The following is a 20,446-nucleotide window of genomic DNA, read 5'->3' as shown; positions in this document are numbered from 1 at the left end:
ACCTCAGGGCCAGCAGCCCGCTTCACACGATATGAAAGGCAGTGACATGGCGTTCGCGCACCTCCACAACCACACCGAGCACAGCCCCCTGGACGGCCTGGGCCGCATCAAGTCGATTGCCCAGGTCGCTGCATCGCTCGGCCAGACGGCCATGGCAATCACGGACCACAAATCCCTCGCCGGTGCCCTGAAGTTCCAGCGCAACTGCCTCGAAGCCGGCGTGAAGCCCATCATCGGCGTCGAGTTCTACCTGGCCATCGGCGACCGCTTCGAGCGGAACTTCGAGGTCGTGCCCAACGACGACGACAATGCCTCGGACGCCGACGAGGGCACCGAGAAGGTCAAGCGCTACATGCACTTGACCGTCCTCGCCCGCAACGAGACCGGCTGGAAGAACCTCCTGGCCCTGCACAACAAGGCCGAGGACTCCTACTGGTACCAGCCGCGCATCGACTTCGACCTGCTCGACCAGCACGGCGAGGGCCTCATCATCCTCTCGGGCTGCCTCGGTGGCCCCGTGGCCGGACCCCTGGCCCGTGCCGGTGTCCTCGCCAAGGCAGGAGACGCCGTCGGCGCCGAAGCACTCCGCGATACCGCCCGCGCCAACCTGGACCGCCTCATCGGTGCCGTCGGCCGCGAGCACGTCTTCCTCGAGGTCATGTACCACGGCATCGGCGCCGAGCAGCGCGCCTACCGCGAGATCCGCACCCTGTCCGCCGAGACCGGCATCCCGATGGTCGCCACGAACGACTGCCACTACGAGCACGCCCACGACGCCCCAGCCCACGACGGGTTCCTGGCCGTCGGCGTGAAGCGCAGCCTTGATGACCCCAAGCGCTTCCGCTTCAACGGCACCGCGGACTACTACATCAAGTCCGAGGAGGAGATGCTCGCGGTCCTCGGCAACCACCCGAACGCCGAGGTCGCCCAGTCCTGGCGCGACGCCTGCGCAATGACCGACCACGTCGCGTTCCTCTGCGACGACAAGGTCATCCCCGATCGGAAGATGCGCCTGCCCGAGTACCCGGTGCCCGAGGGCTTCGACAGCCCCAGCGCGTTCCTCAAGCACCTCGTGAAGGAGGGTGCCGTCGAGCGTTACGGCACTCCCCTGACCGATGAGGTCAAGGACCGCCTGCGGACCGAGCTCGGCATCATCAACGACATGGGCTTCCCGTCCTACTTCCTCATCGTCTGGGACGTCATCAACTGGGCCCGCTCGGACGCGCCCATCGAGTTCGACAACCCGGATGCGCCCCGGAAGAAGCCGATCCTGGTCGGCGTCGGCCGCGGTTCCGCTGCGGGCTCCGCCGTGTCCTACTGCCTCAAGATCGTCGGCGTGGACCCGCTGGAGAACAACCTGCTGTTCGAGCGCTTCCTCGAACCCGGCCGCCAGGGCATGCCCGACATCGACGTCGACTTCGAGGCCGGCCGCCGCCGTGAGGTCTTCGCCTACCTGGCCTACCGCTGGGGCAAGGACCGCGTCGCGCACATCGGCACGTTCGGCATGGCCCTGTCCAAGGCCGCCATCAAGGACGCCGCCCGCATTCTGAAGCCCTCGACCTTCGACGCCGAGACCCTGGCGCTGCTCGCCGAGGCCCGCGAGCAGGGCGACACCGCGAAGGCCGGGGCCCTGCAGAAGAGGGGCGCCGAGACGATGCTGTCCCGCGGCGCCCACCTGCTGAAGCTCGGCAACCGCCTCTCCGACCTCGTCCCGAGCGCCGGCGAGAAGGCCTACAACTTCGCCCAGCTCGACGACACGAGCGACGCCGCCGGCGACGCGTTCCGGACCCTCGTGCAGGAGTCCGGCGACGATGCAGCCGAGATCCTCCGTCTTGCCCGCGCCTTCGAGGGCATCACGAAGACCGAGTCGATCCACGCCTGCGGCTTCATCATCTCGCCCGAGCCGCTGGACAACATCGTGCCCATGCGCTGGCAGTCCCACGACGCCAGCGCCGACCCCGACCAGCCGCGTGTCATCTGCTGGGACGGTGGGGACTGCGAGGAGATCGGCCTGCTCAAGATGGACGTCCTGGGCCTGATCAACCTCGACATCGCCTCGACCGCTCTCGACTACATGGAGGCGACCACCGGCAACAAGCTCACCCTGGAGGAGATCCCCCACCCGTCGACGATCAGTGACCCGATCGTGCGTGGCGCCTACGACCTTCTGGCCGCCGGAAAGACTGCCGGGGTCTTCCAGATGGAGTCGGGTGGAATGATCAAGATCGCCCAATCCATCGCTCCCGAGAGCCTCGATGACATCTCCGCCATCGTCGCGATCTTCCGTCCCGGCCCGCTGAAAGCCGGCATGGATCGGTCGTACGCCGCGCGCAAGGCCGGCCACGAGCCCGTCGCCTACACCGACTTCACCAGCGACCCGGTCGAGACCGAGTGGATCGACAAGGTCATGGGTGCCACCTACGGCATGGCCATCTACCAGGAAACGATCATGCGCCTGTCCGCGGTCGTCTCCGGCTTCGACGCCACCAAGCGCTCCAAGCTGCGCAAGGCCATGGGCAAGAAGAAGCAGGAGGAGATGGACAAGTGCTTCTCCTGGTGGTTGGACGGCGCCGGACAGGAGTTCCGCAACGATGACGGTGAGGTCATCTCCCCGGTCTTCGGCGACAAGACGGCCAAGCGGCTCTGGGACTTCATCTCAGGTGCTGCGTCCTATCTGTTCAACGCCAGCCATTCTGCCGCGTACGGCCAGCTGGCCTACTACACCGCGTACCTCAAGGCCGGCTGGCCGGTCGAGTACGGGGCCGCGATCCTGGCCGTCGCCGACAAGGACGAGAAGCGCCTGACCGCGCTGCGGTCCCTGCGCGACGACGGCATCGAGGTGCTCGCACCCGACGTGAACAAGTCCCTCGAGCGCACCGCACCCGTCGACGGGAAGATCCTGTTCGGCCTCGCCGAGATCAAGGACGTCGGCGCCAACGGCAACCACATCGTGAAGGAGCGCCTGGAGAACGGGCCCTTCAGCTCGATGTTCGACCTCATGCAGCGCGTCCGGGTCCCGGCCGACAACGCCACCGGGTTCAGCCGCCTGTCGACGACGGTCATGCAGGGTCTCATCGAGGCCGGAGCGCTGGACTCCTTCGGACCGCGCCTGGGCCTGCTCATGGTGATGCGCGCCGCGCAGAAGAGCGACGTGGCACCGCTGGACGCCCGCTGGTCAGATGTCGAGGCATCGACCCGTCAGCGCCTGCGCCTGGGCGTCAGCCTGGGCACCCACCCCCTGACTTCGCTGCGCGAGGTCCTCCGCGACTACCAGACACCCCTGGTCGACGACAACGGAGAGCCCTGCGGGACGAAACTCACGCCGCTGCACCTGATCGCGTCGAAGAACGGCGCTTCGGCCGTCACCGTCGGCGTCATCTCCCAGTGGGAGGAGAAGGGCTACTCCGGCGGCCGGCGCGCGAACTTCGCTGTCGAGTCCACGAAGACGACCGTCCAGGGCGTCATCTGGGACCGGACCCTCACCAGCCTCCGCCGACGGGGCATCGTGCCGAAGATCGGCGACGTCGTCGCCCTCTCGGGCAAGGTCAACGTCCGCACCACCGTACTGGGCGACGACGAGTCGGGCACCCAGGAAACCGTCACTACCAAGGAGCTCAACATCGCCGAGATGTGGCCGATCGACTCGGGTAGCAAGCCTGAGATCGCACTCCAGTCGAACGTCTTCGACTTCACCACCGCTTACCACCGCCTGCGCGCCGAGGCGCCGAAGCCGGACACCACCCCGCCGGGCACCCGAGGCACGCAGGCTGCGGGTGACACGCCTGTCGGGGAGGCCGAACCCGCGGCCAAGGCTCCTGCCATCGTTCTGCCTCTCACACGCAGCGAGGAGAACTGGGTGGCTGTCGAGCTGTCACCCAGAACGACGACTCTGGCCGGTTACGAGCTGGCTGGAAACGAAGCCCTGAGTAAGAAGTGCCGCAAGTTCGCCATTCCCAGTGGCCCCGCTACCGCGGGTGAGGTCTTCCGCTGCGTGAGTGCCGAGGGCAAGAAGTTCTTTGGTATCGTCTCGGGCGGCCCGCTCACCCTTACGGAACTGATCGCAGTGGTGAGGGAAGCTGACGAGGATGACGCCCGGTGGGCTCTCCTGGTGTCCCACGCATCGCAGAGTGAGGCGCTTGTCTGGCATGCGATGACCAGTGACACGTGCGGCGCATCGAAGCAGGATCGCACTGAACTCGTCTAGCGGGGAGGGAGGCCGTTGAGGCCGCACACATGGGTGAAGCAAGCAGCACACGCTCCCCAGATTTTCACCGGCCATCCTTCAGCGGCAGAGAGTAGCCACCGTGGCCTTCGACCTCACCCCCAATGCCTCCCGCAGATCCGACCCTCGCGGCCCTCGCCGTCCTGACGAGCTTGAACGAGAAGAACCACAAGGACGTCGACTCGCTCCTCGACGTGATCCAGGAGCGCGAGCTCACGTTGGGCCTGCTTCAAGTCAGCTCATACCTGGCCACCATCATCGGCAACGCCACCGGCACGACGCGGGCAATGGCCCTCACCCACCTGCGGGAGACCGTCCTTCAGATGGTCAGCGACGGCCAGCTCGGTGCCGAGGCCCTCAGATTCCCGCATGAGCGGTGACGCTTCCTGACGACTCCGCACACATGAAGGATAGGGAAACGCTCCACCCAAAGAGCTCCGCCCAGAAACGAAAGGCGACACCCGTCGTGTGTCGATTCGCATAGGAGATCACAGGAAGAGCAACCGGAAACTCGGTCGGTTCAGCGTAAAGCTTCCCAGCCCGGGAACGAGGAGCACCCGCACCGGTCCGACGCCACTACCCCACCGGACGATGGTCGAACGTGCCAACACATACGTCTCCAAGGGCAAGCGGTTCCTGGCGCAGGGAATTGGAAAAGGTGCTCGCGGAGGAACAGTCGGCGCCCAGACCTAACGAAGCACCGGGAGCAGCTCCAGGACTAAGGAGGTATTCCACTCTGGCTATGCGTTAGGAGGCCCGCGGGGTGGTCCACCTCCGGTTCCTAAGTGGCCCGCAAGGTGTGGCCCACTGCTGGTCTATTCGTGGTCCATTAAGAATGTGGGACGTGGGCCATATGCTGTCCCTCCGGTGGTCCAAGCCGGGGACGTACGATGCAGAAGGAGCAGCCACGAGCATGCGTATTGAAGCTGATGGCCCGGTCTTCATCCGACTCTCGATGGCACTGGTGGCCGTCCTGGCGGTCGCGAGTTTCTCGCTTTCCTTCCTCGGGATGATTCAGGCAGCAGCCTGGGCGGGCATTCCCGAAGACCTCCGGTGGCTGGTTCCGGTTGTCGTCGACTCGACCATCCTTGTGTACACGGTCGCAGCCACCGTTCAGCGCGCGAGGGGCGAGAATACGAGAATTTCGTGGGTCGCCGTGGGCATTTTCACGGCAGTATCCGTAGCAGCCAACGCGGCCCACGTCATCGCTCCTGAGGGCGCCCCTCAGGACATCACGCCCAGTGTCGCCTTCGGAGCTCTCCTGGCCGGCATCATGCCGATTAGCCTCTTCTTCGCCACCCACACGACCGTGCAGCTCGCGGTCGCACCTATCCACGGTTCGGTAGCCGCGAGGCAGCGCCGCGCAGCGAAGAAGCTGGTCCAGGACCAGGGGATGGACCACGCCAAGGACCACTCGCGGACCACTTCAAGGACCACCGCCGGACCACGCATGGACCACCGCGCGGACCGGGGTACGGACCACTCGAAGGACCACCGTGGACCAGTGCGTCGCGGACCGGTCACCGTGGATCCAGCTGAGGTGCTCCGGCTGAATGCCGAAGGGCTCAGCCAGAGGGTGATTGCTCAGCAGACGGGAACCTCGAAGACGACCGTCGCGCGCATCCTTGAGGATCCTGAGAAGGCCCGTGCGGGCTTGAAAGCGGTCGCGGAGGCCCGCTAAGACGTCAACCGCACGTCTACTCGTAGGCTACGGATTCTGTGGCGGTGAGGTCACTCTCCACAGTGAAGGACACCGTTGACGCTGTATAGGCAGGACGGCGCAGTGGATCGGAGCCGGCCACAATGCCCTCAATCCGCGGCATGATGAACTGCTGCACGGTCTCGGTGTTGAGCTCGATGCCGACCCAAGCCCGCCCGGTCTTCTGGGCCACCGCCAGGGTGGTACCGGAGCCCGCGAACGGATCAAGCACGGTGTCGCCTTCGTCGGTGGCCGCCACGACGAAGCGCTCAAGCAGCGCCTCAGGCTTCGGGGTGTCGAAGGAGCGGCCTGCGTCGGTGCCGAAGATGGCCTCGGACTCGGCCCGGGCGTCCTCGTTCGTGGGGGCGCCGTTGACGCGGAACGACTGCAGGTTCGTGAGCACCTTGCCGCGGGACTCCACGGACAGGTACGAGGGGCGGATCATCGGCTTCGGCGCGATGAACGCGGGCCCTCCCCCGTTGTCGGCCATCTTGTCGACGCCCTCCTGGCTGTACCGGAACGGGCCGGTCATCCGGAAGGGAGCCGTGTTGACGCCGTCGACGACGACCAGATCGTCGAGTAGGTCCGAGGCGATCGTCGGGGTGTTCATCGGTCCGGCCGGCACCGTGCGGTCGGTGAAGTTGAAGGCCACGCTGCCCGCGGGGAAGCACAGCTCCGAGACCTTGTTCCCCTTGTTGTGGACGGGGATCCGCTTGCCGGCCTCGGTCGCCGAATGCACCAGGGGCGCCATCTTGGGCCGGTCCTTGGCGTAGATCAGGATGTGGTCGGTGACTTCGGCGAGCTGGGCGTGCAGGAACGAGGCCCGGTTCTTCTTCTCCCAGATGATCGTGCCGACGTAGTTCCGGTCGCCAAAGATCGCATCAAGCATGACCCGGACGCGGTGGATGTGCTGGTCGTCCAGGTGCACCCAGACGCTGCCGTCCTCGCGCAGCGCGGTGTGGACGCCCTCGAGGGTGGAGCGCATCATGACGAGCCAGGCCGTGAGCGGGTAGCTGTCGGAGTACTGGCCGAACTTGCGGCCGGTGTTGTAGGGCGGATCCAGGTAGGCCATCTTCACGGACCCGGACAGTCGTGGGTCGGCAAGGGCGCGCTCGGCGGCGCAGTTGAAGAGCAGATTCACACGGATTCCTATACGGCAGGTCGATCGACGGGCCCTTTCGTCCGCCTGCTCCCGGCTGCGCCGGGGTTCCCAGTCTCTCGAAGTGCTCCTCGGGAATTGTACCGTGCTGTCGCACAACAGCCCCTGCGCTTCTGGCAACCCTTAGGGAATGCTTCGACTACGCTTTTCCGTCTCTGAGTTGCACCAGGCAGTCGGAAAGAATCCGTTCGGACCATTCCTGTGACCTCTTCCCCGCTTGTCATCGAAGTAGCCGCCTAGGGTCACTAGCGATCGTGGTCATGCCCGCGTGCATTTTGTCACTGACCCTTACGAGCGGAATCAACTACAGGATGATTAAACGGAGGATTTCAGTGGCCTTATCAAACTGGAGATGTGCGTACACGAAGGAGTCTGCTCGTTCAGCACCCTAAAACGGGGAGAGGGCGTGAATACAGTGGCACGCATGATCCAAGAGTTACGCAACGACAACCAGGGGAGGTACCTCGTTACCACGGCAACGGGCAGCCACTATCAACTCGACCTCGACGCCAGAACCGTAAGCCGACGAATGGCAGCCACTGCACCGCGTCTTGATTATCTGGAGGCCGGCTTCTGGAAGCTCCGCCGTGACGGCGAAGCTCTCGAACTCCATATGATCGAGTGCTGCAAGGTCGGGCAATCTGCCCACTACTTGTCCCAGGTACGGACGGACCACGTCCTCACGCTCAGGATGACATCCCCTGTCGTCCGGATCGAGCAACTGGCTTCAGCCGACAATGACTGAGTCTCCCGGCGCTCGCCCATGGGCTGTAGCAGGCGACTGGCATGGCAGCTATGGCTGGGCGCGCACAGCGGTGAAGTCAGCTGCGAGACAAGGCGTTAAGACACTCATACATGTCGGGGACTTTGGACTCGACTGGCCCGGCGCAATGCGCGGCCGACTCGAGCAGCGGCTGAACCGGACCCTGATCGAACACGACATGGAGGTCTTGGTCTCGCCCGGGAACCATGACTGTCTCACGAACATCGACAGGCTCGACGTTCAGGACGACGGCCTCATCCATTGGCGAAGCAACATTAGAATCCTGCCCAAGGGCGGCCGCACGGTCATTGACGGGCTTCGGATCGGGGGGCTCGGTGGTGCCCTGTCCGTCGACAAGAAATGGCGAACGGAGGGTAAAAATTGGTGGGCGGACGAGGAACCCAGCCGCGAGCAGGCCGAGATGCTGATCGCCGGCGGGAGCCTTGACGTGCTCGTCACACATGACGTTCCGCTCGGGGTTTCTGTACGCAGCGCCTTCAACCTGCCGGCGGACCTTGCCGAGCAGGCGGACCGAACCAGAACCTTACTTAGGGAAGTAGTTGACCGTCTGGCACCTTCCCATGTATTTGCGGGCCACTGGCACCAGCGGCTGACCCAGGAGCTGGTGCATCCGGACGGGCGCGTGACACGTGTGGATGTGCTCAACATGGAAAACAGCCGGGACGGAAATTGCATCCTCGTCTGGCCGGGGAGCACGCCGTTGGGCGTCGAATCGCTCAGTGTCCGGGGTGGATAGTGGCGATACTTGCCTGCTCACTGCGTAGCCGAAGTAGAGCAGTCAACTCAACAAGGCTGTAGAGATTGAGGTCGACCAAACGGTCCTAGCAATAATCGTCGCCTGCCTAGCTCTGAACTGTCGGCCGGAGTTCCTACGTCTCGTTTGCTTACTTGGTCCGACAGAACGGATTCGTTACGAATGCGGCGATATGCATCTTAACGATAGACCTTTCAACCATCATGGCGGATATAGGTGACTCCGAAAGCGCGGACTTGCCGGAACTCCTGACGACTCGTGCCGAAGTCGAACCAGCCGCCGTCGGACTTTTGGAAGATGTCGAGGCCGCGGCCGAGGTTGATTCGCCAGCCGGTGTCCGTCCGGATCCATCGGTCATGGCCGCCGGGATCCTTCGCCACGTTGACTTTGATGCCTTGCTGGGCGGCTTCCTGAACGATGTCGTTGAGCATGTGCAGTTGCTTTGTCTGGTACTCGGGGTCTTCATCGAGCACTGTGAACAGGTTGACGGAGACTTCGTCGGCCGGGTCTTTCGCGCCAGCGATGAGTGCGAGCAGTTCGACGAGATTGCGGCCTTGGTGTCCCATGCGGATGTACGGGTCGTGCAGCTCAATTTCTGATGCGCCTCGTAGGTACGGCATGAGTAGCGCTTCGTAGGAGACACCCCGTTGGTTGTCGAGAAAGTCCCGGTGTCCTCGGAACAGTTCCGGCTGAACTGGGCCAGGTTCGGGAAGGGATGATGACACCCCGGTGGAAGTTTCCGGCATTTCAGTCTCGTCCGATTGCTCGCCAGCGAGGGAGGCCGAGCGGTGTCGATTGTAGTGCGTCGGGTATTCGTCTTGCTCAAGCGTCGTTACCGCTGACCAACCGCCGCCGGGTGAGTCGTAGCCAAAATTCACCGCCGCCGTGGTGGCGTCGATCCGGAGAATCTGGTCCTTGACGCGCTTGCGGCCCTCGATCGCGAAGCGCAGGATCTCTTCGATCTCCTCGGGCGTCGCCTGCTCGTGCGGGTAGAGCAGTTTCATCAGTCCCGAGAAGGTCTTGTGGATGCCGTCGCGATCGCGTGTCGAGATGTCGGGCCCTAGCGTGAAGTAACGCTGGTACCGGTCGGAGTAGTCGAGGTTTCGCATCGACCTAAGGACTTCGGCAATGTAGTCGACGACGAACCCGTATCCGGCGGAGAACATCTCGCTGCGGATGGTGTCTATTTCCCAGCCGGGGATGTAGAAGTGCAACCGGTCAAGGTAGGCCGGGTCGTGGTAGCTCTCCGGTAGCTCGTCGAAGAGGTCAGAGTGCCTGAGCATGTACGGCACCGTGTGCGAAGTGTTGCCTACGAATACCATCGATGCCTCAGCACCAAGCGTCTCCACACCGCGGGAGAACGACTTGTTTGCCATATAGTTTTTCATGATGTCGACCAGCGCTTTGTCGGTGCGCTTCTTCTTACCCGCGAATTCATCGAATGCGACGACATCCCAGTATCCGACGAGGCCCAGGCGTCCATTGGCGTTGTTCACAAACAGCTTCGGCACGGTCACCTCTCCACCCGAGATGAGCATGCCGTGCGGTGAGAACTCGGAGTAGATGTGCGACTTTCCCGTGCCCTTGGGTCCCAGCTCGACGAGGTTGTAGTTGCGCTCCACGAACGGGATCAGACGCACCAACTGCAGCAGCTTCCCGCGGCGCCCGAACATGTCGGGGTTGAATCCGATCGATTGGACCAGCAGGTCAATCCACTCATCGGTCGTGAAGTTCGCTCGCGCGTCGAGATACCTGTCGTAGTCGAAGTTCGACAGCTGGATTGGTTTGAGGGAACCAAGGATCCACGGTGAGACGCGCGCGTCCTCAGCGTGAAAGTACTCGACGTCGCACAGACACCAGACGCCTCCGACCAGCAGCTTCTGATGGGCGTTGACCGTGGCCGAATCCACGACCACGCTGCTGATGCCGAGGTTCGCGAATGTCGCGTGATAGACGTCCTCCTTCTCGTTGAGGGTGACGCTGACCCTATCGATGATTCGGTAGCGTCCGCGCTCCTTAATCTTCGACTTCACCAGCTCCGACTCGTTGCGGTGCACGTAGTGCTGGGCGAGGATGTCACGGACCTTGTCAATGCCCGCCTGAATTGTGGCCTCATTGTCGGATGCCGCGTACTGGCCGAGCAAATACTCCAACACGTACGAGGGCACGATCGCGTTGCCCTTAACTGCTTTGACAAGATCTTTCCTGACCACGGCGCCAGCGAAGTGTTCGTTGATCTTGCGGTCCAACTCGCTCGGCGCGCCGGCCTCGGAGGGTTCGGCGTCAAAGGTGTCCTCGATGGGCGCCACCTGGGTCAGGTCGATATTCTCGCTCAAGAGTGCTCCTTAGAAGTCGAAGTCAGTAGTGAAGGAGCGCTTGAGCGTGTACGGCACGCTCTTGTACTTCTTCCACTCGCCGGTTTCACCGATCGGCTCCGAAAGCCGGAACTCCACGCTCTGGTTGTTGGCCATATCAGCGTCTTTGCTCAGCAGTAGGCGGACACTTTGATACCGATCACGCCCTTCGGTGCTGTCGGCATCGAAGAGCAACTCAAGTTCGTTGGAGATTAGCTGATCACCGAAGTAGAGACCCGCACGCAGCCTCCTTGCGATGCGCTGATCGGTGACCGCGCTCTGCTGATAAAGCTTGACCACGATCTGACCAGTGGTGATCTTGTCGGACTCCGGGTGGATGTCCACATTCACGGACTCGACGGTGTCGGAACGTCCCTTGTTAATCGAGATGACCGGTACCACGATCTCCTGTAGCGACGCACCCCCGTGAACGAATTGGACCCCGGCACCCGGCTTGACGATCCGGCAGATCGAGTTCGGGATCTGCACTTCCAGATCGCTCGACAGCCCGAGCTGCTCGGGCAGGAACCGGCGGAAGGCATCGTTCTTCTTCAACCCGCGGCCGAGAACGTAACGGCGATTCTCGAGCACCACCTTATCGCCCTGTGGCTTTACGGTCAGGTTGAATTGCGGTGCCAGCTTCGACTCCTGATACAGGAAGCCGTGGTCCGCGGTGACGAAGATATTTGTCGCATTCGCACTCGCAAGTTTCTTCACGATGTCGACGAGTTCATCGATCGCATCAGCCGCGGCCTTGAACGTGCGGTGTTCCGACACCGCCTTGTCACCGGTTGCGTCGATAGTGTCGTGATAGACGTACAGCACCTGATGCGCCGCGTAGAAATCACGCCGCTCCGCGGGCTTCATCTTCAGGAAATCTGTCGCTTGGATTGCCGTGCCACCGACGGAGCTAAGGATCTTCGAGCGGTTCGCCGTGCCATTGGAGGGTTGCCCATCGACGAGTACGGGGTCACCGTTATCGGAATGCGCGAGCGTTTTGTGGGGGAGCAGCGACGCCATCCCTAGCTGCGTGTAGCTGGGCAGTACGCCGAGCATGGCTTCAATGGTCGCGTCGTACTTGTTCTCACCGCGGACCCTGGAAGTCAGTTCGTCGGCGACTTCGTAGCGCAGGGCATCAGAGATGACGACGACGGCTTTCTTACGTCCGCCTCGGACCAGCGGGGCAATGTAGTGGTCATAGAAGGAACTTTGCGAAGTGAAGGCGAGGGTCTTCCATGTCTCGATCTGGTCGACGTGTTGTTGCCAATTGATCCCGAGCTTGGAGAGGAAGTCAGAGACGTAGGCGTTCTCCACCTGTTCGTTGAGCGCTTCCAAGGGCTGCCTGGATTCGGCGGTCTGCGACGCCAGGGTGTACTGGCGATAGAGCTGATCAATGCGGAAGAGGCTATCGCTGTAACGGCTGATGCCCTCATCGAAACTCGACACATCGATCCGAGTAGAACGGATCGCCGGGAGCAGCTCGGCTGCGGCGCCGAGTGCCACGTAAAGCGTCGCATAGTCGTCAAACCAAATGCTGTCCCGGCGACGAGTACGAATCATGTCGGCAATGTCGCTCGATTGAATCGTCTGGGAAGCAATGCCGTCGATTAGACGCCGGATGACCTCCTTTTCGCCCGCGTCGAAGATGTCGGTGCCCACAAGTTCGGCAAGGGACGCCCCTGTGGCTTGTTCAACGTAGTTAAGGTCGGTCTCGGCCTGACGCGCCAACTTCTTCAGCGCCACCCCGCTCTGGCGGTCATTGCGGAAGCTACGAAAATCGATCTCAATATTGCGCGCCGCGTTCCGAGTTGTGACCGCGAACCCTCCCCGGGCTTGCTTGAACATCCACAGCACAAAACCGGCCACGTTCGGCGTCTCGGAATCGTAGCCGTAGATCTTTGCGGCCCCTGCCCAATGAAAGCCCGCAAGGCCCTGTTTCACGAGCGCCTCGTAGCCGGCGCCGTCGCCGTCGGCGTACTGCACCAGAAGCGTACGAGTCAGCTCGGAGAAACTGTGCTCCTTCTGACCGAGCATGACTGCACACATCTTCGCCTGGAGCTTGGCAAGGTCATCGTCGACGCGCAACAACGGCCTGAGCTTCGCAACCAGCTTCGCGTTGCCAAAAAACGTCCCGTGCTCAGCAATGAGCTCATCGGATCCAGGCATTGTGAGGCCTAGGTCTGCCCTCATTAGCGCGGGGCGATCTGCGGTAAACACACCGTATGCGAGTTCAAGATCTAGTAGCCAGTTGCCCGTTCCCTCAGCAACAGGACCGCTGCGATAAATTAGAAACTTCGTGGCGGGCTCGTCGCGCAATACGCGGTGCTTGATCCCGAACTCGTCGTTCTGAACACGTAGTACTGCCACACCGCTCGGCGCATGAACATTGACATCAGTGGTATATGTTCCTTCGGGATCGTGCCACACCACCAGACGGTGCTGCTCGAAGCGTGCCGCAAGGTGCTCTGAGATCGAAGTCGCGATGCTCACTCCGCCGCCTCTAACCCGGGGATCTTTTTAAGCGCCGGGTAGAACTTGGGGTAGTTCGTCTTCACACCATCGTCAAGGTCGATCATGAGTTGCTGGGTGGCCATCGGGTAGAGCACATCGTGTTCGTAGTCACGAAGCTCCGCGAGCACCTTACGCAGCCGGTCAGCTTCCTTTTGCTCCTTTGTGGAGCCCGCGGCAGCAGCATGCTCGGCGTTGCTGAGCGCGACTTCCAACTTCGCCCGATACTCACGCAGGTACTCGTTGAGCACCGTCGAGACCGTCGAGGGGTTGTAGCGGTGCATGTAGATCAGCGCGTTGAACGCTCCATTTGGGCTGGAGAACATCCAGTAGATTGGGCGCTTCTTGTACTTCTGCACGTGGTCCTTGTAGAAAGATCTTACAAAATAGTCGCGCAGGTTCTGCACGTGGAGTGACTCCGTGACGAACCGCAGATTCTCCTCGAAGTGCTGCTCACCAAAGGCAGCGCGGAGGAACTGACGGAACCGCGCGACAATGTCGTCCGCGAACCAATCGCCATCGAGGATCGGGATGACATTGTCCGCGTCCGGTTTGAGACTCGGCGCCGGCACCTTCGCGAGGTAGTCCTGTAAAGTTCCACCTTGATCCGCGAGGATCAGACCTGGCTCGTCGAGACTGTACCGCCCAAACATGCAGCCGACCGCGTAGGACACGAAGTCCTTGAGCACAGCAACGCGACTCAAGTCACGGTAAGCCTCTTCAGTTCTTCCGGCACCAAACATGTAGACAGGGTTTGCGTACAGTGTCACCTGACTAACCGCAACCGACGCGTCTACCTCGTTTGAAAGGCCAGTTGCCGCCGCGAGGACTGTGTTGTTCTGCTCCGCCAGTCGCCGGAACTCTTCGGCGCTGGCCGCTGAGGAATCGAAAAAGCCTGACTCGACTTCCCTGAGCTTTTTGGAATCAGGCTGAACAAGGGGCGATCCCGCGAAGTCCCAACACGTTTCCTGCTGCGCTTCGTCTTCCCTCGCGAGATCGACAAGCCGCTTGACGACGATGTCGTCAGCCGCCACGATATTGGGCAGGCGCGACAAGTCACCGGTCTGGAACTCGATTGTCGGGTTCAGCGCCCGCAGTAGGTAAGACGCGGTGCTTGACGCGAGGTACCCCAAACTCGCCAAAAGATCACCACTGTCAGAAAAGCACGATGACCCCTTCGCATCGAAGATAAAGCCGGGTTCAGAGTACCTAATCGAAAGCGAACTTGAGCCCGTGGCCGAGTAGGTCAACGACTCCTGGAAGTACTTGCCGCGGCTCCTAGGAGTCGCCCGGCCTGTAGAAAGTATGTCGCGGCCATCGCCTTCCCAGTTTACGTAGAAGTCCCTATTACCGAACCAACTCCGTGCACCACCCCCTTTGTTGTACGGAAACCATCGGCGTCCACTTACCGCTGCCTCCGATGCAGTCCCAGAAGAGTGGGAAGCTCGGCTTTGTGAAACCTCGAACCACCTCCGCAGGAATCGCTCGTTATCGCCGGTGGTCATTCCTCCAGTGATATGGAGGGCCTTGCTGAGTGGCTCATGTTGCGAGAAAAGATTCCTCGCTGAATCAGGCAACCAGTACGCCACAGGCTTACCCGGTACTTTCGAGAAATCGAGGACATTAACTTCATACTTGCCCTCGGACTCTCGGGCAGCCACAAGTGCCAGGAGTTTCGACTTCTTTGCAGCCTCGTTCCGGCCTTCTGTTACGTCCAAGAAGACTCCCCGTTGCATGGGGCGGATGCCCTTTTCGAGCACCACTGCAGCGGTCTGCACGATCTCGCCGGAGATTGTGTCGAAAGCGCCAACGCCGAGGTGCGCCAGCGTCGAAATTCCTGCTCCGGCAAAAATCGATTCTCTTAGGTTGGCGTACGTGGACAGGAACATCCATGACTGCATCGCGACCAATGCAGCATAGCCAGACCCTTGGGTGAGCTTCAGGCTCCGCTCCAGAAACATCGCGTACAGGTCCGTTCTCGAAAGCGGATATGCGTCCTTCGAGAACACAGCCAAGATCGTACCCATACTCTTGTTGCCCATATAGGGAGGATTAGCCACTACAACGCCGTATCGGGGCGCAAGGTACTCAGCTTGCTCCACGACGCTGTAGGCCCGCTCAATCGTGTCGGCCCTTATTAGGTCCCCGCGGTGATCAAGCGTCTTCAAGTGGTGCCCAAGCCGAGCAGTCACATTAGGATCAGGCTGTATCAATGATCCTAATACGTCGGCCTCAGTGAACTGGTTCCAGAAGGCAATCTCTTCGTGGCGGTCGCCCCCTCGAGTGACAAGTACGTCCAGCTCTTCGGGTCCGAATGAGATTGGCTTGAGCACGCAGATGTTCGGCTTCACTTGGTTCGTGAAAAAGGTCCGCTGCTTGCCCCGGGCCTTCATAGTGAGCGCGAACGCAGCGAGGGAACCTGCACGCGGGTCGATCTCGATGCCGTGCAAGTTATGGGCGAGGATGAGACCGGGTATCTCAGATGGTGCGTAGCCTTCCTCCTCGTAGATCGCGTAGAGGAGGTCGAAAGCATAGGTGAGCATATGTCCTGAGCCGCAGGCAGGGTCGGCTATGGTCAGCTCTTCTGGGCAGGCAATCTTCAGGAAGTTGACATCGCCGTCGACCGGGGCAACGTAGTAATCCATCTGATCGACGAGGCGTGAGGTGGGCCGGTTAAGCATCCACAACCGTCCGAGCGAGTTTTCAACGAGGTAACGGACAATCCAGTGCGGGGTGAAGAGCTGGGTGGCGGCAGGGATTTCGTCTGGCCCGGCCTTCCTATTCTTTCTGAATCCCGCGAAGACTTCGTTCTTCCGCTCCGAAATGTAGAACTGGTAGAGCCAGCCGATCACTTCGACGTCGCCACAGACCTCTTCTGTAAGCACCTCGCGTGCTTGGGACAGAATCGCACCGTCGGCGAGCAACCCGGTGGGAACAAGCAGCTCGGTGTAGTCACCCTCACGCTCGAACATGAACGGCATCGACCTGTGCCAGTAGCGACAGTATTCGGTCAATAGCAGCGCGTAGGCTTCACCCTCGGCGTCGGTGCTGCGGCGCGTGCCATCAAGCAGTCCGAGAATCGCCTCTGCCGTCTTCTTATTGAGGACAACGTCTATAGCTAGGCTGCCGCGCTTGGCATCGGCGAGAATCTCCGGTTGGCCATGCGCCCGCCCCTGAGCGGGGGAAACGACGCCGGCGTCGGTGTAGCCACGAACGTCCATGAAGCGCAGCGCGATGATGCGGTTGAACCAGGTATAGGCAACCTTGTCGATCACGCGGGTGCGACCATGTGCGGCGATTTCGGCTTCGAGCATCTTCACCACTTCGCTGCGCTCGGTGCGGGCGACTGATCCAGTTGCAAGAACGGCGGTGGCCTGTGCGTCTACGGCGGCGAGGAGATCGTGGCGTGCCTGCGTGGCAAAGCGCTCCAGGGGTTTGGTGTCCATGTCGTTTTCGTCCTAAAGCGTGATGCGCTTGTTGTCTTGGATTATTGCGAGCAGCGTCGTGCGGAGCTGGTCGAGGTAGCCGTCGATGTCGGCCTCGGTTTCCAGCACCTGCCCAGCCCCGGGAAGCACCAACTTGTTGATTGAGACGGTTTGCTTGACCGGTGCGGGCGCCGGCTCCGGGTTCGGGTTGGGGCCGGAGTCCTGAGTCTCGGGCTCCGGGGTAGCTGGAGCCGCGTCCAGCTCGTCGAGAATCTGCGGGTAGATCGAGTCTGCGAACTGCGAGGCGAGGTTCTTTATCGCTGGGATCTGTGTTTCGTGCTGAACTCGGTCGAGCACACCCTGGGTCGTTCGTGTCACCGCCTGCTTCGCGGCGGCGGTCGCGTCACTGTATGCCTGGCTGGCGGGCACCTGGTTCCAGCGCGCGTTAATGTCCGCTATGGCGGCAGCGCGGTGCTCCTCAATCATGTCGGTTAGACGGTCCTGTAGAGCCTTGACCGCAGCGCCTAACTGGGTGGTCTTGCTGCCCCGGAAGATCTGCCGATCATCGAGAGCGAATGCAACCGCGTCCGTGGTGCTGGCCGGTAGATAGGCGAGGTTGGACTGATTCGATTGCACGAACGCCGCGGCGGTGTCATAGATGCCGCGCTGGGCGCCGCGTAGAAACGCCTTGATTGGGTCAATCACATTGTCTTTCGCGTCAAGCAAATCATCGGCCTCGACGAAGTGGGTGACGAACCATTCGGCCTTGTTGCTGCAGAGTTCGGTCAGCATCTGGATCGGCTCGTCGAGCTGATCGATAAACGAGTACCGGGACCCAGTACGCAAAGCGTTCAGTTCCGCAAGTTTCGCGTCAAGATGCTCCTTGCCGGCGCGTGCAAGCTCCAGCGGATCTTTGCTGATCGCGCCGTCGTCGGTAAATTCGATAACGAACTTCCGGAACGCGCTGACCACCTTCGCGTCAAACACCCGCTGGAGGGCAATGACCATGCTCGGGTAACTCTGCGTGTTGCGCAGCGCAGCGGTGATCTCAGTTCGCGCGAGTACCTTGCCGTTGAGCTGGATCTCGACCTTCGACTCACCCGCTAGGTAGCCGACTACAGCGGCGATCGACCACTGGTCCCAGCCGTACGGCTTGATTGTGTACTTCTCCATAAGGTGCTTCATTGTCACCTGCACGTGACGCTTACCGCTCATTTCCAGGTGAGCAAGGACATCATCGCCGGGCACGGCCAGGATGCTGGAGGTCTCCTCAAACAGCCCATCTTCAGGCGGAGTTACGAACGTGGCCAGCTGCTGCTCCGTGAAGCTCTTACCGCCCAGTAGGGTGAGATTCATGTAGGTCGCCGCAATGACCTTCTGAAAACCCTCGTTGATGCGGGTCACCCCGTCGTCTGAGGTGACATCGAGGATGCCCGCGTTGTGAATTAGGGTGGAGCGGCCGACAGCGGTGCGCAGCCGCTCCACAATCTCCTTTTCCCTCTCAGCGTTCTGAGTGCCCCTAGTTTGCAGGATCGTCTGCTCGATTGCGGTACGGCTGGCTCCTTGGGCGCGCTTAACGTACTTCGCGGTCTTCAGCAGAAGCCGCAGGTCGGCGAGGATCCGATCGGTCTCGGGCGGCAACACAACGCGAAGTTCATCGAGGCCGGCGCTGTGGGCTTTGATCTGCTCCAAGCTGAACTCGGTCTCGGGGCTGGTGAAGTGCAGAACGAGCTCGTGCTGCTTGCTCATTGCCTGCCCGTCGAGTTTGAACCCCACAGGAAAGTTCTGACCGTTCTTGCCATAGACGACCTTGGTCGTCTTGATGATCGAGCCGGTGAGTAAGTCTGACAGCTGTCTGGAGACTTCAGAACTGTCGATGTCGACGTTCTTGATTTCCTGCTCGATCTTCTGCTCTTCGTTGGTGAGGTAGTCGTAGACGTCCCCGGTGCGCTGGATATAGGTTTGCGCTTCCAGCGCGGCGAGAGCCTCGTTGACGTCCTTCCCAAGTTGCGTGAGGTCAGTGCCGAAATGGTCGTAAACCAGCACGGTAAGGTTGCGCGGCGTCGCTTTGAAGGTATCCACGTACTTGACCAGGAACAGGGCCTTGAGGAGGCGAATCGCAAGCGGCGGCAGTGACGGGCTGCGTTCGGCGTCGTTGATCGCACGCCGATTCGCTGACTTCAGCGAGGCACGGATGCCCTCAAACATCTGGTCAAAAGATGCGAGTTGGCCGAGAGGTTCACTGGCCAGTGTGCGGGCAACTTCCTGAACGACACCGAGCATGGAACGTTCACCGACTGAGCTGTTCCGCCCTTCGAAGATGTTGTGGTCACTGATTCCCTCGATTGCGGACTGGAACAGCGGGAACTGATAGCTCACGAACGGGTATGTTCCGACGAAGTGGGTTTCGTCACGGTAGTTCGGGTAGTGGCGACCCTCAACGAAGTCGAAAAGGGTTTTGAAGTTTGCATGCTCAGTCGCGTACAGCGCCGCTACGGCAGTTTTCGCAGCATCCGTCTTGTCGAGCAGGCGTTTACGGATGACCTCTTCGACGTCCTGGCTAGTGAGCTTGAGCCGGTTCGTGAAACGATCTTGGACTCTGGAGAAGTCGTTGGCCTGCGACTTCGTGCGGTCACCACCAACCTTCTCCATGTCTTCCTGTGAGGTGACGAAGATCCATGCCCTCCCTCTGCACTTGGTGGCCAGGGATTCGGCGATGGTTTGAAGGTTCAGCATCAGCTGGGTATTTGTGCCAATGAACTGGCCGACCTCGTCGACAAAGAAGTTCAGGCGGAACCCATCGGGCTGTTGGTCCAACCAGATTGCGACCTCGCTGGCAAAGTCCTCGATCGAAACTGAATAGCTGGTGCTGTATTGGCGAATGATGCCGGGACTCTCGGTGCCGTTGACTTCGGCGAAAGCCCGGTCGATGTGCCCGGCTTCGAGCACGGCCTGCTCGCGCCCTTGCGTCCACGGGATACCCGCGATTCGTTCGAACGCGACCTTGAAATCGTCGTACTGTCCGCGAGTGTCGAGGTCGCGCTCAAAGCGAGCAATGTGGCCTTGGTTGCCGTAGTACCCGCGGGATTCGTCGAAGATCTTCACAAAGACCTTGAGAAGGGCGTCAGTCTGATCCTTCGAGATCAGCGTGGCCTTCTGGTCGATATTGAACAGCAGGCTCTTCGCGGGGATTCGGTCGGCCTTCTCAATTAGCGCAGGCAGGAAAGCGTCCTCGGCCTTGCCACGGAAGTGCTCCGAGACCTTGGTTCGCCGGTAGTCGTGACTACCGATGTCGCCGAGCAGGTGGGCGAGCATTTTCAGCAGGTGTGACTTGCCGGAGCCGAAAAAGCCCGAGATCCAAACGCCGTTAGCGTTCGTGTAGTTGGTGTAGGCCTCCAGCACGTGTTCGAGGCCCTTGGCTGCCTCGTTCGTGAGGACGTACTCCTCGACCTCGGTGGCGAGGTAAGAGGTGTCATCGGCCTTAATGACGCCCTCGATAGCGCGGTTGATCGGTCTGGCGAAGATTTCGTTGATCATGGTC

Annotated in this window: 10 protein-coding genes; 5 read left to right on the top strand and 5 right to left on the bottom strand. The window is 61.2% G+C overall.

Translation table 11 applies throughout. The features are described 5' to 3' along the window. Positions 1-46 precede the first annotated feature (46 nt). The 3 genes from ACX80K_RS10675 (at position 47) to ACX80K_RS10665 (ending at position 5,903) form a co-directional block, all read left to right on the top strand. The gene (locus tag ACX80K_RS10675; RefSeq protein ID WP_459271846.1) at positions 47-4,204 is read left to right on the top strand and encodes a DNA polymerase III subunit alpha; all 4,158 of its coding nucleotides are present in this window, start codon (positions 47-49) and stop codon (positions 4,202-4,204) included. 122 nt (positions 4,205-4,326) lie between these two features. Beyond that, positions 4,327-4,602, top strand: coding sequence for a hypothetical protein (locus tag ACX80K_RS10670; RefSeq protein WP_459271845.1), 276 nt, complete (start codon positions 4,327-4,329; stop codon positions 4,600-4,602). A gap of 533 nt (positions 4,603-5,135) precedes the next feature. Then, positions 5,136-5,903, top strand: a complete 768-nt coding sequence (locus ACX80K_RS10665; protein ID WP_459271844.1) for a DUF2637 domain-containing protein — start codon at positions 5,136-5,138, stop codon at positions 5,901-5,903. A gap of 16 nt (positions 5,904-5,919) precedes the next feature. On the opposite strand, the gene ACX80K_RS10660 is transcribed toward ACX80K_RS10665, so the two are convergent. Continuing rightward, positions 5,920-7,062 (bottom strand): site-specific DNA-methyltransferase, encoded by a 1,143-nt coding sequence (locus tag ACX80K_RS10660; protein WP_459271843.1) that lies wholly within the window; start codon positions 7,060-7,062, stop codon positions 5,920-5,922. A 442-nt stretch (positions 7,063-7,504) separates the two neighbouring features. On the opposite strand from ACX80K_RS10660, the gene ACX80K_RS10655 reads away from it, so the two are divergent. After that, on the top strand, positions 7,505-7,825 hold the full coding sequence (locus ACX80K_RS10655; protein ID WP_459271842.1) for a hypothetical protein: 321 nt from the start codon (positions 7,505-7,507) through the stop codon (positions 7,823-7,825). After that, positions 7,818-8,600, top strand: coding sequence for a metallophosphoesterase family protein (locus tag ACX80K_RS10650; RefSeq protein ID WP_459271841.1), 783 nt, complete (start codon positions 7,818-7,820; stop codon positions 8,598-8,600). Before ACX80K_RS10655 ends, ACX80K_RS10650 begins: the two co-directional genes overlap by 8 nt. Before the next feature lie 212 nt (positions 8,601-8,812). On the opposite strand, the gene brxL is transcribed toward ACX80K_RS10650, so the two are convergent. Genes brxL through brxC form a run of 4 tightly spaced genes read right to left on the bottom strand, consistent with a single transcriptional unit; the run spans position 8,813 to position 20,442 of the window. After that, positions 8,813-10,927 carry a BREX system Lon protease-like protein BrxL gene (brxL, locus tag ACX80K_RS10645; RefSeq protein WP_459271929.1) on the bottom strand — a complete coding sequence of 705 codons (2,115 nt, stop codon included), beginning with the start codon at positions 10,925-10,927 and terminating at the stop codon, positions 8,813-8,815. A gap of 36 nt (positions 10,928-10,963) precedes the next feature. After that, on the bottom strand, positions 10,964-13,462 hold the full coding sequence (gene pglZ / locus ACX80K_RS10640) for a BREX-1 system phosphatase PglZ type A (RefSeq protein WP_459271840.1): 2,499 nt from the start codon (positions 13,460-13,462) through the stop codon (positions 10,964-10,966). Continuing rightward, positions 13,459-16,926: a BREX-1 system adenine-specific DNA-methyltransferase PglX gene (pglX, locus tag ACX80K_RS10635; protein WP_459271839.1), complete on the bottom strand. Its 3,468-nt coding sequence runs from the start codon at positions 16,924-16,926 to the stop codon at positions 13,459-13,461. The genes pglZ and pglX overlap by 4 nt, the downstream gene beginning before the upstream one ends. Before the next feature lie 12 nt (positions 16,927-16,938). Then, complete coding sequence (gene brxC, locus ACX80K_RS10630; RefSeq protein WP_459271928.1) at positions 16,939-20,442, bottom strand: BREX system P-loop protein BrxC; 3,504 nt, start codon at positions 20,440-20,442, stop codon at positions 16,939-16,941. Between the last annotated feature and the right edge of the window lie 4 nt (positions 20,443-20,446).

It is taken from the genome of Arthrobacter sorbitolis, from assembly GCF_054510995.1.
This window is presented reverse-complemented; position numbering and strand designations above follow the sequence as displayed.

Coding starts and splice junctions, on each gene's coding strand:
- ACX80K_RS10675 (WP_459271846.1), top strand. CDS start 47: ATGGCGTTCGCGCACCTCCACAACCACACCGAGCACAGCCCCCTGGAC.
- ACX80K_RS10670 (WP_459271845.1), top strand. CDS start 4,327: ATGCCTCCCGCAGATCCGACCCTCGCGGCCCTCGCCGTCCTGACGAGC.
- ACX80K_RS10665 (WP_459271844.1), top strand. CDS start 5,136: ATGCGTATTGAAGCTGATGGCCCGGTCTTCATCCGACTCTCGATGGCA.
- ACX80K_RS10655 (WP_459271842.1), top strand. CDS start 7,505: ATGATCCAAGAGTTACGCAACGACAACCAGGGGAGGTACCTCGTTACC.
- ACX80K_RS10650 (WP_459271841.1), top strand. CDS start 7,818: ATGACTGAGTCTCCCGGCGCTCGCCCATGGGCTGTAGCAGGCGACTGG.
- pglX (WP_459271839.1), bottom strand. CDS start 16,926: ATGGACACCAAACCCCTGGAGCGCTTTGCCACGCAGGCACGCCACGAT.
- brxC (WP_459271928.1), bottom strand. CDS start 20,442: ATGATCAACGAAATCTTCGCCAGACCGATCAACCGCGCTATCGAGGGC.